The following is a 14,400-nucleotide window of genomic DNA, read 5'->3' on the forward strand; positions in this document are numbered from 1 at the left end:
GCTGGTATCAGCGGCCCGTCTTGGGATCGAAGGCATCCCGGACGGAGTCCCCGAGGAGGTTGAACGCCACGACGAAGACGACCATGGCGACACCCGGGAAGAACATGTAGACAGGGTCCTGTTCGTAGATGTCCGACCCAATGGCGAACATCCGGCCCCAGTCAGGCGTCGGCTCGGTGTAGCCGACACCGACGAAGGAGAGAAACGCGACCGACAGGATGGTGCTGGGCAGCATGTACGTGCCCTGCACCAGGATCGGTGTGACGAGGTTGGGCAGCAGTTCCTTGCGGATGATCCGCCACGGGGAGGCGCCGGCGACCTTCGCGGCCTCGACGAACTCGCGCTCACGCAGCGAGAGGGTGACCGCCCGGATCAGCCGGGAGAGTCCCATCCAGCCGAGGAACCACAGCACGCCGACGATGGCGAGCGTGCGGATGTAGGTGGGCGTCTCCTCGTCAGGAGCGACGAACACCACCGTGATCACGGGCATGGACGCGATCATGAACAGCTGGTTGGGGAAGGCCAGCAGGAAGTCCGTGAGGCGGCCGAGCCAGTAGTCGACCTTGCCGCCGAAGTACCCGCCGACCAGCCCGATGACGATGCCCATGATCACCATGGCGACCGTCGCCGCGAGTGCCGTGTAGAGCGAGGTACGCATGCCGTACAGGAGTTGCATGAACACATCGCGCCCCAGAGTCGGTTCGATGCCGAACCAGAACTCGGACGTGATGCCGCCGTTGGGTCCCGACGGCATGTTGAAGTCGTTCAGGAGCGTCGGGTCGTCCTGCCCGTAGAGCGTGTACGGGTCCTTGCCGTACAGCTTCGAGATCAGCGGAGCGAGAGCGGCGATCAGGAAGAAGAAGAGCACGATGTACGCGGACAGCACACCGGTGCGGTCACGCTTGAACCGGAGCCACATCAGCTGGCCGGGCGATCGGCCCGCCAACTTCTCCGGCTGCTCGGAACGTTTCGGCCCGGCCTTCTCGTCGACCTCGATGGAGGCTTCCGCGCCCTGGATCTCGATCGGACTGGTCATGGTTCGTCCATTTCATGGGTACGCCGAGTCCGCGGGCCACCACAGGGTGGGGGCGGCCACGGTTCGGACCATGTGAATCAGAAGAGACGTATGCCTAGTAGTCGCTGGGCGCCAGGGCGCGGCGGGCGACAACTCGCAGGTGAACACGCGTAGTTGGCATCTTGTGCCTCCTCATGACTCAACCGGTGCACGGACAGGAGGGGCTTCTTGCTTGACCTCCGACACCCCTGACGGAGGGTCAAGCGCCCCACAGTGCTCGTGAGTCGGCGCTGCCCCCGGCAGCGCATGACCCATTGACCCGAGCGTTACGCGGCTAACTATCTGACATGAGCCAGATACCGACCACTGCCTTTAGGTCTCGGTTCCATCACAGCTGACACGTACATCTTCCAAAATCTGGACAAAATCATCTGCGGGAGAAGTCCGCGAAACGGACTTGTTACATATGTATCGGGCGGGACGAACCGCATTTCGGACACGGTGCGACGGGAAATCCGGTTGCAGGTGTCATCCGGGACAGCTCGATCTCTCGCAGCAGAAAGCCCGGGTTCCCCCATCATGGGGGAACCCGGGCTCAGTTGCCGGTGACTCGGTCCTGCCGAGGGGGCCGGATCAGCTTTTCCGGACGGCCGGATCAGCCGTACCGGACAGCCGGATCAGCCGTGCTTGGCGCGGCTCGCGGCGCGGCCGCGCTCGCGGGCGTCCAGGTTGACCTTGCGGATGCGAACGGATTCCGGAGTCACCTCGACGCACTCGTCATCGCGGCAGAACTCCAGCGACTGCTCCAGCGAGAGCTTGCGCGGCGGGACGATCGCCTCGAAGGAGTCAGCCGCAGCGGACCGCATGTTGGTGAGCTTCTTCTCCTTGGTGATGTTCACGTCCATGTCGTCGGCGCGCGAGTTCTCGCCGACGATCATGCCCTCGTACACCTCGGTGCCGGGGTCGGTGAAGAGCACACCGCGCTCCTGGAGGTTTGTCATCGCGAACGCGGTGACGGCGCCCGCGCGGTCGGCGACCAGCGAGCCGTTGTTACGGGTCGTGAGCACGCCGAACCAGGGCTCGTGGCCCTCGTGGATCGAGTGCGCGATGCCGGTGCCGCGGGTGCCGGTGAGGAACTCGGTCCGGAACCCGATGAGGCCGCGGGACGGCACGACGAACTCCAGACGGACCCAGCCCGAACCGTGGTTCGACATGTTGTCCATCCGGCCCTTGCGGACGCCCATGAGCTGCGTGACCGCGCCCATGTGCTCCTCGGGGACGTCGATCGTCATGCGCTCGACCGGCTCGTGGACCTTGCCGTCGATCACCTGGGTGACGACCTGCGGCTTGCCGATGGTCAGCTCGAAGCCCTCGCGGCGCATCTGCTCGACCAGGATGGCGAGCGCGAGCTCACCACGGCCCTGGACCTCCCAGGCGTCGGGACGCTCGGTGTCCAGGACGCGCAGCGAGACGTTACCGACCAGCTCGCGGTCCAGACGGTCCTTGACCTGACGGGCGGTGACCTTGCGGTCCTTGACGGCCGCCTTCGCGGAGGCGCCCTTGCCGGTGCCGCCGCGGCCGACCAGCGGCGAGGTGTTCGTACCGATGGTCATCGAGATCGCCGGCTCGTCGACCGTGATCAGCGGCAGCGCGATCGGGTCGGCGGGGTCGGCGAGGGTCTCGCCGATCATGATGTCCGGGATACCGGCCACGGCACAGATGTCACCGGGGCCCGCCATCTCGGCCGGCTTGCGGGTGAGCGCCTCGGTCATCAGGAGCTCGGTGATGCGCACGTTGGACATCGTGCCGTCGCGCTTGATCCACGTGACGGTCTGGCCCTTGCGCAGCTCGCCCTGCTCGACGCGGAGCAGCGCGATACGGCCGAGGAAGTTGTCGGCGTCCAGGTTGGTGACGTGCGCCTGGAGCGGGGCGGCCTCGTCGAACTCGGGGGCCGGGACGTGCGACAGGATCGTGGAGAAGAAGGGCTCCAGGCTGTCGCTGTCGGCCGGGACGGTGCCGTCCTCCGGCTTGGTCAGCGAGGCTACGCCGTCACGCGCGCACGCGTAGACGATGGGGAACTCGATCTGCTCCTCGTCCGCCTCCAGGTCCAGGAAGAGGTCGTAGGTCTCGTTGACGACCTCGTCGATCCGGGAGTCCGGGCGGTCGGTCTTGTTGATGCACAGGATGACCGGCAGGCGCTGCTGGAGCGCCTTGCGCAGCACGAAGCGGGTCTGCGGCAGCGGCCCCTCGGAGGCGTCGACCAGCAGGACGACCGCGTCCACCATCGACAGACCGCGCTCGACCTCGCCACCGAAGTCGGCGTGGCCGGGGGTGTCGATGATGTTGATGGTGATGACGTCGCCGCCATCCTTCGGGTGGTACTTCACGGCCGTGTTCTTGGCCAGGATCGTGATGCCCTTCTCACGCTCCAGGTCATTCGAGTCCATCATGCGGTCGTCGAGCGACTCGGCGGCGTGCGCGGCGAAGGCACCGGCCTGCTTGAGCATGGCGTCGACCAGAGTGGTCTTGCCATGGTCGACGTGGGCGACGATGGCAACGTTGCGGATGTCGTGGCGCGTGGCCATATTGAGGCGCTTCTCCCGGAGTGAGTGGACGGCCCCTCCGCTCACCGGGGTGGGGCCCTGCCGGGCTGAACGCGCCACGGCCTGACCCCATGCTACGTGGCCCTGACACCCGCGGCCTCCGCGGGCCCGCGGAGGCCGGCCCGCGCACGGCGTGCCCGGGCTCGTGGTCAGGCGGTCTTCGCGGCGGGCGAATCGGTCGGGCAGAGCTTCCGGGCGGCGGTGCGCTCGGCGGCGCCCGTTGAGGCGAAGTCCCCGACGTCGAGGGGGTCGCCGCAGGTCAGGAACCCGCTACCGGTCATCTCCCAGGTCAGTACATGGCCCTTGACCGGCTCGGCGCCGCCACCCCGACAGGTGTACGTGAAATCGGCCTCGACCAGATCGACGTACGTCCATGCGTAGTACGCCCCCTGGAGGTGCCCTGTATGTGCCTCGAAGCGCTCCCCGACTTCGCTGGGCACGGCCGGCTCCGAGGGATCCGCGAGGGGCACCGCCGTCTTGAGATGCCTGCCCAGCGCCTTGATGGCGTCGGCCGCGCGGACGCCGGGGGCCGTGGAGGTCATGTGGGGCTGGTAACTGACGCCCCTCAGCGGATTGAGGTCCACCGACACGGAGTCCGTCTTCGTCTTCAGCCTGATCGGGTCGGCGAGCCCGGTCAGCTTCTGCTCACGTTCGATGCCGGACCAGGCGTACGTCCCTTGTCTGCACGGCACGGCACTGTCCTGTCTGTCCTTCTCGTCCTCACCGCTCGTGCAGCCCGTGCCGGCGACGAACAGCGCCGCCGCGGCGAGACCCGCCGCCGTGTTCCTGAGAGTGTGCTCGCGCATGGTCTTCCCCCGGTGTCCGAGGGCCGGTGGTGATCACCGGCCCTCGGGGACACTCTGCCCAGCCCGGTCCCGTCCGGCACTCGGCTTGAGGATGATCTGAGCGACGAGGATCTGTGCGAGGGGACTACTTGTCCACTACTTGTCCTTCTTCTCCGTCTTCTGCGGGCCCTGCGCGCCCTTTCGCAGGAAGCCCATGTCCTCGTAGACGGGGGTCTGGAAGCCGAAGGCCCCGGTGTTCGCGAGGTTGGAACGGGCGGCTGTCAGCTGGGGGCGCTGGTAGAGGGGAATCGATCCGGCGGCGGCCCAGATGCGGGCGTCGGCCTTGCGGACCAGGGAGCGCCCCTCTTCCTCGTCGAGTGTGGCGATGGCCTGGTCGAAGAGCTGGTCGACCTGGTCGGTGCCCACGCGGGTGTAGTTCTGCTCGACGGTGAGGGAGCCGTCGGCGGCCGGCACGGGCTTGGAGTAGATGGGGCGGGCGTCGGTGGCCGGGTAGGCGGAGGCGGGCCAGGAGTACAGCGCCAGGTCGTACTCGCCGGACGCGATGTGGTCCTTGAAGTAGCTGTCGTCGGGGACCCGGTTCATCTCCGTACGGACGCCGACGCGCTCCAGCATCCGCGAGATGCGGTCGGCGACGGCGCGCAGCGACTCCGAGCCGGGGCCGGAGGGGACCACGAAGCGGAGGGTGAGCGGCTTGCCGTCCTTGGCGAGTGCGCCGGGCGCGGCGCCCGCCGGGGCGGCCGTGCCCTTGGGGGCGTACGCGCCGGGCGCACCACCCCTCTTGGCCTCCTTCGCCTCCTTGCGCCCGTACTGCTTGCCGTCGAGGTGCTTGCCTGCCTGCTCGTCCGCGTACTGCCCCGACTGCTTCCTGGAGTGGTCCTTGGGGTCCTTCTTCTTCTCCCGGTCGGCCTCGGCGGGCTTGTTGTCCTCGCCGACGATGTACGTCCCGTCGTCGGCACCTTCCCCGGAGCCTTCCTGGGAGCCGTCTTGGGAGCCGTCTTGGGAGTCCGCTAGCTCGCCCTCGGACCCGGCCGCCTTCTCCGTCTTCTTCTGCTTCTTGACCGGCCCGCCGGGCACCCATCCGGCGTCCGCGAGCAGCGCTCGCGCCTCCGCGGTGTCCTGACCGCCGAGGGCGCCGCTGTTGTCGGCGTACGCCTGCTGGCCCGAGAGCGCGAGGTGGCTGCCGACCGGCACGGCGGGCAGGCCGAGCGGTTCGAGGACCACCTTGGCGAGCTCCTCGCGGTCGAGGGCGCGGGCCACGGCGCGGCGGACGCGCTCGTCGGCGAGAGGGCCCTCGGAGCCGTTGAGGGCAAGCTGGGTGTAGGCGGGTTCGAGGGACTTGCGGACCACGAAACCGCGCAGGGCGGACTGCTGGTCGGCGTACTCCGCGAGCGCCTCCCGCCGCTTCTGCCGGGCGCTGATCTCCTCGCCCGCGGCCTCCTCGTCGGAGCCGTGCGCGAGGGCCCAGGAGCGCAGCGCCTTCGCGGGGGTGAGCGCGGCGCCGGGACCCTGGAGGGGCGTGCTGCCCTTGTCGCGGGCGGCGAGGGTGATCCGCTCGGCCTCGGAGGGGTCGATCTCGGCCAGGTCGAGCTTGTCGGCGGCGAGTGCGGCGGCCCGCTCGTCGCGGGGGACGGCGCGCAGCACGATCTCGGAGAGCTTGGTGGGCCGCCCCCACCAGCGCGGGTTGCGGGTGAGGGTGACCTTGCCGTCCTCGTGGTCGACCTTCTTCAGTGCGAAGGGTCCCGCGGTGACCTTCAGCTTGCGGCGCGCGCCGTCGTTGAAGGTGTCCGGGGTGCCCATGACGTCCTTCGGGTACAGCGGCGAGAACAGCGACTTCCAGTCGGCGTACGGGCGGCTGAAGGTGACCTTGACCTCCAGGTCGTTGGCGCCGCGTTCGATCTTCTCGATGCGGTCGTAGCCCGCGTTGCGGGCCGTCCAGTACGCGGTGTCCTTGCCGGACAGGGCGCGCCACTGGGCGGCGAAGTCGGGGGCGCCGATCTCGCGGCCGTCGCTCCAGACGGCCTGCTGGTTGAGCTTGTACAGCACGACCTGCTTGGGCTCGCGGTCGGCGACCTTCGCGGTCTCCAGGTAGTCGGGGTTGGCCTGCGGCCGCCCGTTCGGGTCGAGCCGGAACATCGAGGGCAGTACGGCGCCGGCCACCCTCGACGTCGCGGCGTCGGCGTCCGCCTGGAAGGTGTTGAGCGTCTCCGGTAGGGCGTCCACGGCCCAGCGCAGGGTGCCGCCGTCGGCGATCAGGTCGCGGGTCGCGGGCGCGATGTCCTGCGCGGCCACCGGCTTGCCCGCCTGATCCTGCTCGCTGCACGCGGTGAGAACGGGTACCGCGAGCGCGCCCGCGGTGAGAAACGCGACCGAGCGCATCACCGCGCGCAGACCGACGCCGTCGTGGGACATCACTGCAACCTCCGGGGGACGCTCTACTGTCGGCTTCTGATCACGTTTGGCGGTATATGGAGCTGATCAGATGTATGCGCCCACTGAAGGGGAGGGGTTCGCCGACGGGGCGGCGACACGGCGGGGGGAGGGCGGAAGCCCACCCGTGCGGCGCAACGAACAAGGCTTCTCGCCCCCGCCGCCCCGTTTCAGCCCGTCCGGCGATTGAGGACGAGCGCGTTCAGCGCGACACGGGGGTCTGGGGGCAGAGCCCCCAGGAACAAGGGACGGGCAGGCGCGGAGGGGGCGAGAAAACCAACCCCCAGCCCCGGCGCACGGAGGCGCGCGATCCACCAATCCGTGCAGATGCCTTCACAGGGGCTCATGTGACGCGCAACACTCGCAGGCGCATGAACGTTGCCGCCGAGGGGCCGACGCGCCCCGGAAGTGAGGGCAAGTCATGTCCGTGCAAGACGACCTGACGTCAGTCCAGCGCTGCCTCGACGACCTCGCGAGGTCGGTGAGCCGCCTGGAGCAGCAGATCGGCCCGGGCCTGGAGATGCGCCGCGTACGCACCGACGCCGACCACCTCCGCGAGAGCGTCGCGCTGCTGAAGGAGGCCGCCCCCGGCCTGACCACCCTCCGGCGCCCCGACCTCGTACCCATCCCCGACACCCCGTACGACACGTCCCTGTGGACGGACTCGGACGACGAGGGACTCGGCGCCCGCGACCGCCGCGCCCCCTGAATCCGCCCCCTGGACCGGAACCCGAACGCGAACCCGACCGGAGTCATGAGTTGGCCACTGGTACGGAACCCCATCCCCACAGCGGCGGTGTACGCGCCGGTACACGCGCCGCGATCACCGCCCCGCACCTGCGGACGGACCGCTGGTGGCTGGCGCCCGCCGCCACCGCGGCCGGTCTGCTGGCCTTCATCGTCTACTCGACATGGCGGGCGTTCGCCGACACGGACTACTACGCGGCGCCGTACGTCTCGCCGTTCTACTCACCCTGTCTGGCGGACCGCTGCGAGCCCATGCGCTCCGGACCCAACGCCGACCTCTTCGGGAGCTGGTGGGGCATCTCCCCCGCCATCCTCATCCTGATCTTCCCGCTCGGCTTCCGGCTGACCTGCTACTACTACCGCAAGGCCTACTACCGCGGCTTCTGGGCGAGCCCGCCGGCCTGCGCGGTCGCCGAGCCGCACAAGAAGTACTCGGGCGAGACCCGCTTCCCGCTGGTGCTCCAGAACATCCACCGGTACTTCTTCTACGCGGCCATCGTCGTCGCCGGGATCCTCACGTACGACACCGTGCTCTCCTTCCGCGACGAGCACTACAACTGGGGCCACATGGGCCTGGGCACCCTGGTCTTCCTGCTCAACATCAGCCTGATCTGGGCGTACACCCTGTCCTGCCACTCCTGTCGGCACATCGTCGGCGGGAAGCTCAGGCACTTCTCCAAGCATCCCGTGCGCTACCGGATGTGGCAGTGGGTCGGGAAGCTGAACGCCCGTCACATGCTGCTCGCCTGGGCGTCGTTGGTGAGCGTGGCGCTCGCCGACTTCTACGTGTATCTGGTCGCGTCCGGCGCCTTTGACGATCCGCGCTTCTTCTAGTGAGTGGGGCCTTCTGATGTCCGTGGTCGACCGACAGGAGTGGGACGTCGTCGTGGTCGGTGCCGGGGGCGCCGGACTGCGCGCCGCCATCGAGGCACGCGAGCGTGGCGCCCGTACGGCCGTGATCTGCAAGTCCCTGTTCGGCAAGGCGCACACGGTGATGGCCGAGGGCGGCATCGCGGCCGCCATGGGCAACGTCAACTCCGGTGACAACTGGCAGGTCCACTTCCGCGACACCATGCGCGGCGGGAAGTTCCTCAACCAGTGGCGGATGGCCGAGCTGCACGCGCAGGAAGCACCGGACCGGGTATGGGAGTTGGAGACCTGGGGCGCCCTCTTCGACCGTACGAAGGACGGGCGGATCTCGCAGCGCAACTTCGGCGGGCACGAGTATCCGCGGCTCGCGCATGTCGGCGACCGGACAGGCCTCGAGCTGATCCGGACCCTCCAGCAGAAGATCGTGGCTCTTCAGCAGGAGGACATGAAGGAGACGGGCGACTACGAGAGTCGTCTGAAGGTGTATCAGGAGTGCACTGTCACCAGGGTCTTGAAGGACGGCGACCGGGTGTCCGGGGCCTTCTGCTACCAGCGTGAGTCCGGCCGCTTCTTCGTCCTCGAAGCACCCTCCGTGGTGATCGCGACCGGCGGAATCGGCAAGTCCTTCAAGGTGACGTCGAACTCGTGGGAGTACACGGGCGACGGGCACGCACTGGCGCTGCTGGCCGGAGCGCCCCTGCTGAACATGGAGTTCGTGCAGTTCCATCCGACGGGCATGGTCTGGCCGCCCTCGGTGAAGGGCATCCTCGTCACGGAGTCGGTACGCGGCGACGGGGGCGTCCTGCGCAACTCTGACGGCAAACGCTTCATGTTCGACTACATCCCGGACGTCTTCAAGGAGAAGTACGCGCAGTCCGAGGAGGAGGGCGACCGCTGGTACGAGGACCCGGACCACAACCGGCGTCCCCCCGAACTACTGCCCCGGGACGAGGTCGCGCGCGCCATCAACTCCGAGGTGAAGGCCGGCCGCGGCACACCCCACGGCGGGGTCTTCCTCGATGTCTCCACCCGTATGCCCGCCGAGCTGATCCGGCGCCGACTCCCCTCCATGTACCACCAGTTCAAGGAGCTGGCGGACGTCGACATCACCGCCGAGGCGATGGAGGTCGGCCCGACCTGCCACTACGTCATGGGCGGCATCGCGGTCGAGTCGGACACGGCGGCGGCGCGCGGGGTGCCCGGACTGTTCGCGGCCGGTGAGGTCGCCGGAGGCATGCACGGCTCCAACCGGCTCGGCGGCAACTCGCTCTCCGACCTGCTGGTGTTCGGGCGCCGGGCGGGACTGCACGCCGCGCGGTACGCGACCGAGCTGGGTGAACGGCCTCCGGTGGACGACCTCCAGATCGACGCGGCGGCGGCGGAGGCACTGCGGCCGTTCTCCGCCGAGGGACCCGGGCCGGGCCAGGACAGTGCTCATCTGGGGGACGGCCCCCAGACCCCCGGCGGCCGCCCACCCGAGAACCCGTACACCCTCCACCAGGAACTCCAGCAGACGATGAACGACCTGGTCGGCATCATCCGCCGGGAGCAGGAGATGGAAGCGGCCCTGGAGAAGCTCGCGGATCTGCGGGTACGGGCCCGCCGGGCCGGGGTGGAGGGCCACCGCCAGTTCAACCCGGGCTGGCACCTCGCCCTCGACCTGCGCAACATGCTCCTGGTCAGCGAATGCGTCGCACGAGCCGCCCTGGAGCGTACGGAGTCCCGTGGCGGCCACACCCGCGAGGACCACCCGGCGATGGAGCGCACCTGGCGCCGTATCAACCTCCTGTGCCAACTGACCGACCCCACCGGCGGGTTGGCAGCGACCGACCCCGTGCACGGCCAGATCGACCTGTCCCGCGACACCACCGAACCCATCCGCGCCGACCTGCTGGCCCTCTTCGAGAAAGAGGAGCTGGTCAAGTACCTCGCCGAAGAGGAGCTCTACGAGTGAGCAGCTATGAGGCCCGATTCAAGGTGTGGCGCGGGGATGCGAAGGGCGGCGGTCTGAAGGACTTCGAGGTCGAGGTCAACGACGGTGAGGTGGTCCTCGACATCATCCACCGCCTCCAGGCGACCCAGGCTTCCGACCTGGCCGTGCGCTGGAACTGCAAGGCGGGCAAGTGCGGTTCGTGCTCGGCGGAGGTCAACGGGCGGCCGCGGCTGCTGTGCATGACGCGGATGTCGGTGTTCACGCGGGAGGAGACGATCACCGTCACACCGCTGCGCGCCTTTCCCGTCGTACGCGATCTCGTCACGGACGTGGGCTTCAACTACGCGAAGGCGCGTGAGGTCCCGGCCTTCGTACCGCCCCCCGGGCTGGGCCTGGGCGAGTACCGGATGCAGCAGGAGGACGTGGACCGCCCGCAGGAGTTCCGCAAGTGCATCGAGTGCTTCCTGTGCCAGGACACCTGCCATGTCGTCCGGGACCACGAGGAGAACAAACCGGCGTTCGCGGGGCCTCGTTTCCTGATGCGCGTGGCCGAACTCGACATGCATCCGCTGGACGCCGCCGCCGAGTCCGGCCTGGACCGCAAACGCACCGCCCAGGACGAACACGGCCTCGGCTACTGCAACATCACCAAGTGCTGCACCGAGGTCTGCCCCGAGGGCATCAAGATCACGGACAATGCGCTGATTCCCCTGAAGGAAAGGGCGGCAGACCGCAAGTACGACCCGCTCGTATGGCTCGGGAGCAAGATCCGACGGCGGACCTCCTGAAACACCTCATGTCCCCGCTCGGAGACGGCCCGAGCGCGTCACCTGGCCGCTGAACCTCATCCGGGTCAGGACACCCAACCCTCCCTGTATGCCGCCCAGTCCGACTCCTCGGCGGCGAAGTCCACATACAGCGCGACCCCGAAGCGCTCCCGGTCGCGGTCCGTGCGGGAGAGGCCCAGACGGGTGCCGCGTACGGCCGCCTCGACCGTTTCGGCGGATTCGTGGTGGCTCAGGTCGTCCTCGTGGAAGAACGGCAGGCCCATCAGCAAGTCCGTTGATTCCGGGGTGACTTCGAGAGCGAGGGAGGTCTGCTGGGCGACGTATCCGCCGTACAGGCTCTCCAGCGGAAGCGCCGTGTCGTACGACATGAGGGCAATCTGGTCGACGCGGCGGGCTACTTGGCCAAAGTAGGCCTGGGACCACCACTTGGGGTGGCCCGTGAGGGTGCCCCTGATGGAGTTGGCGGCCGGGAACGGGTCGATCTGGTGGGCGGCAACGGAGAGGGGGACGCCGCGGTCCTGGGTGACCGTGTGCAGGTCGTCGAGGAGGGAGAGGTAGTCGTCGTCGCCCGAGTGCAGCGGCTCCAGGTCGAAGTGGACGCCGTCGAAGCCGGCCCCGAGGACCTGCTCGGTGGACCCGACCACTGCGGCCCGCGTCTCCTCCCGCTCCAGCCGCAGCCCCTCCGGCCCCTCACTCGCCAGTACGTCCCCGAGCCAGGCCTGCACCCGTACGCCGGGCAGCTCGCGGTGCACGGCTCCGATCAGCCAATCAGCCTGCGGATAGACCGACTTGGGCAACGACCCGTCATGCTCCAAAGGTCCCGCATGCACGTACAGGTCCCGTATCCCGCTGTCCCGCACCTGCTCCGCGAGCGCCTGGACATCCGCGTCGTCCTTCCGCCCGTCGATCCAGGCGTGGCCCAGCCACAGGGCGTCACGGTTTCTGGTCTGGGTGCCGGGGCCCGGGTCTCCGGCGTAGTTCACCCGCAGCGCGATGCCGGCGCCGAGAGCCGGGAGGACGAGCAGGAGCATCAGCCCGAGGGCGATGCGCTTGGGCCAACGGAGGCGGGGGTGCCGCCAGGTGCGGAGAGCTCGGCGGGGGTGGGGGGTTCGGCCAGCGCCGGGGGCTCGGGGGGCTTGGTCTGCGGTCGCGTCGGGGGTGGGGGTGAGGTCGGGATCGGGATCGGGGTCGGAGTCGGAACCGAGGCCGGAGTCGGAGTCGGAACCGAGGCCGGAGTCGGGGTCGGAACCGAGGCCGGAGTCGGAACCGAGGCCGGAGTCGGAACCGAGGCCGGAGTCGGGACCGAGGCCGGAGTCGGAGTCGGGACCGAGTTCGGGGTCGGAGTCGAGGTCGGGCTCCGCGCCCGTCGGGGCGGGCGTGAGCTCCGCCTGTGCCTCGGAATCCGGCCCCGCCTCTGAATCCGTCCGCTCCGTGTCCATGCCCGTGCCCCCTCCGGTACGCCCCCGCATCCTCCGAAACTCTAAGGACCCCCATGTCGGCGCACCCCGGTCGCGGCGGCGCGCGGGCGGTCATACGCTCCCAAATGTGGCATCGCCCCAGAGTGGAAACCGGTCGCGCCGAGCGGCGTCGCGCATAGCCGTGCGGGGCGTGTATGGCCTGTTCGGGGGGCTGGTGGCGGTGGGGTGGCTGGTGTTGCCGCTGGCGCGAACGGACGCTGATGATCACGATCCGGTGACCATGTCGTGGAGTGCGGCGGCGCCGACGCGCGAGGCCGCCGGTGGTGGCGGGACGGGCACCGGGGATCTCATACTGCCGGTCGTCGCGGTGGGCGCGGCGGGTGTGCTGGCGGCGTACGCCTACACGCGGCGCAGGCGGCGCGCGAGGACGCGTACGACACCGGGCGGGGTGGCCACGACGGTCGTGCCGCTCGCCGAACTCGGCCGGCAGGCCCAGCAGTCGCTCGTGGACACCGACGACTGCGTCCGCACCAGCGCCGAGGAACTCGGTCTCGTCACGGCCCGGTTCGGCGACGAGGCGGTGAAGCCGTACGCGGAGGCGCTGGCGTTCGCGAGGTCCGGACTGGCGGCGGCCTTCCGGCTGCGGCAGCGGCTGGACGACCCGGGACCGGAATCCGACGACGAGCGCCGTCAGTTGCTGGAGGAGGTCGTCGCGCTGTGCACGGAGGCCGGGCGACGGCTGGACACGGAGGCGGCCGGGTTCGACCAGCTGCGCGCCCTGGAGCGGGACGCGCCGGCCGCGTTGGAGTACGCCGAGACCCGCTTTCGTCGGCTCGCCACGCGCACCCCGGCCGCCGAGGCGACGCTCCGTGAACTCCGCGAGCGGTACGCGCCTTCCGCGTCCGCTCCCGTAGCCGGATACGTCGAACAGGCCAAGGACCGGCTCCTGTTCGCGACGGTGCATCTCAACCGGGCGCGGCAGTCGCTCGACCGGGGCGAGGAAGACCTGGCCGCCTCATACCTGCGCGCCGCGGAGGGGGCCGTCGACCAGGCTGCCGTCCTTGTCGACGGGGTCGACCGGCTTGCGGGTGAACTGGCCGCAGCCGAGCAGCAGTTGCCCGCCGCGATCAGCGTGGTGGAGGGCGGCCTCGCCAAGGCACGGGGCGAGCCGGAGGGCACGGCCGGCGGCTCGCCCGAGCTGCCCGGCCGTGTCGCGCAGGCCGAGTCGGTCCTCGCCGACGTACAGCGACCGCTGTCGGCCGCCGGGGCGCAGGATCCGCTCGACGCGTTGCGCCGGGTAGCGCGGGTCGGCGCGGATTTCGCCGACGGGAGCGTTGATCACGTCCTCCTCCCGGCGCGTAGTTCGGTCGCCATCGCGGCCGACTTCGTCACCACGCATCGGGGGGCAGTGGGCTGGGAGGCGCGTACTCGCCTGGCGGAGGCGGAGCGGTGTCTCTCGGGTGACCTTGGCGGGGCTCAGGCAGCCGAGGGGCTCGCCCAGCGGGCGCGGGTGCTTGCCGAGCAGGATGTACGGGGGTATGGGCATCCGTTGCGCGAGGGTGCGGGGGCGGGGGCGGGCGGGGCGTTGCTCGGGGGGATCCTGTTGGCCGGGGGCGGTCCCGCGAGCTATGGCGGATGGGAGACGCGAGGGCGGCGGGAGGTGCCGTAGCCGTGGGCTGGGGGTGGGATTCTTCGCCCTCTCCGCCCCTACCCGTCCCTTGCCCCTGGGGGCTACCGCCCCTCCCAGACCCCCGCCCTTCCCAGACCCCCCCCATCGCGCTGAACGCCGCGCT

10 protein-coding genes are annotated in these 14,400 nt (G+C 69.6%); 5 read left to right on the forward strand and 5 right to left on the reverse strand.

Going from position 1 to position 14,400, the window contains the following annotated elements; translation table 11 throughout:
* Positions 1-7: 7 nt before the first annotated feature.
* The 4 genes from ACFWP7_RS32380 to ACFWP7_RS32395 all read right to left on the reverse strand — a co-directional run bounded on the left by ACFWP7_RS32380 (position 8) and on the right by ACFWP7_RS32395 (position 6,833).
* Complete coding sequence (locus ACFWP7_RS32380; RefSeq protein WP_384388732.1) at positions 8-1,036, reverse strand: ABC transporter permease; 1,029 nt, start codon at positions 1,034-1,036, stop codon at positions 8-10.
* A 656-nt stretch (positions 1,037-1,692) separates the two neighbouring features.
* Positions 1,693-3,600, reverse strand: a complete 1,908-nt coding sequence (gene typA, locus ACFWP7_RS32385; protein ID WP_384388735.1) for a translational GTPase TypA — start codon at positions 3,598-3,600, stop codon at positions 1,693-1,695.
* 167 nt (positions 3,601-3,767) lie between these two features.
* Positions 3,768-4,424: a hypothetical protein gene (locus ACFWP7_RS32390; protein WP_384388738.1), complete on the reverse strand. Its 657-nt coding sequence runs from the start codon at positions 4,422-4,424 to the stop codon at positions 3,768-3,770.
* Positions 4,425-4,559: 135 nt separating this feature from the next.
* Positions 4,560-6,833, reverse strand: coding sequence for an ABC transporter family substrate-binding protein (locus ACFWP7_RS32395; protein WP_384388741.1), 2,274 nt, complete (start codon positions 6,831-6,833; stop codon positions 4,560-4,562).
* Positions 6,834-7,272: 439 nt separating this feature from the next.
* On the opposite strand from ACFWP7_RS32395, the gene ACFWP7_RS32400 reads away from it, so the two are divergent.
* The 4 genes from ACFWP7_RS32400 to ACFWP7_RS32415 are packed head-to-tail and all read left to right on the forward strand — an operon-like array spanning position 7,273 to position 11,189.
* Entirely contained in the window at positions 7,273-7,560 is a 288-nt protein-coding gene (locus tag ACFWP7_RS32400; protein WP_384388743.1) for a hypothetical protein, read from the forward strand.
* 50 nt (positions 7,561-7,610) lie between these two features.
* On the forward strand, positions 7,611-8,432 hold the full coding sequence (locus ACFWP7_RS32405; protein WP_384388746.1) for a hypothetical protein: 822 nt from the start codon (positions 7,611-7,613) through the stop codon (positions 8,430-8,432).
* A gap of 16 nt (positions 8,433-8,448) precedes the next feature.
* Entirely contained in the window at positions 8,449-10,422 is a 1,974-nt protein-coding gene (locus ACFWP7_RS32410; protein WP_384388749.1) for a fumarate reductase/succinate dehydrogenase flavoprotein subunit, read from the forward strand.
* Positions 10,419-11,189 (forward strand): succinate dehydrogenase/fumarate reductase iron-sulfur subunit, encoded by a 771-nt coding sequence (locus ACFWP7_RS32415; protein ID WP_384388752.1) that lies wholly within the window; start codon positions 10,419-10,421, stop codon positions 11,187-11,189. The genes ACFWP7_RS32410 and ACFWP7_RS32415 overlap by 4 nt, the downstream gene beginning before the upstream one ends.
* Before the next feature lie 65 nt (positions 11,190-11,254).
* On the opposite strand, the gene ACFWP7_RS32420 is transcribed toward ACFWP7_RS32415, so the two are convergent.
* Positions 11,255-12,628: a hypothetical protein gene (locus ACFWP7_RS32420; protein WP_384388755.1), complete on the reverse strand. Its 1,374-nt coding sequence runs from the start codon at positions 12,626-12,628 to the stop codon at positions 11,255-11,257.
* Positions 12,629-12,887: 259 nt separating this feature from the next.
* Between ACFWP7_RS32420 and ACFWP7_RS32425 the strand changes: the two genes are divergently transcribed.
* Positions 12,888-14,276, forward strand: a complete 1,389-nt coding sequence (locus tag ACFWP7_RS32425) for a hypothetical protein (protein ID WP_384388806.1) — start codon at positions 12,888-12,890, stop codon at positions 14,274-14,276.
* The last annotated feature ends 124 nt before the right edge of the window (positions 14,277-14,400 follow it).

The sequence above is a fragment of the Streptomyces sp. NPDC058470 genome, assembly GCF_042721055.1.
Taxonomy (GTDB): Bacteria; Actinomycetota; Actinomycetes; order Streptomycetales; family Streptomycetaceae; genus Streptomyces.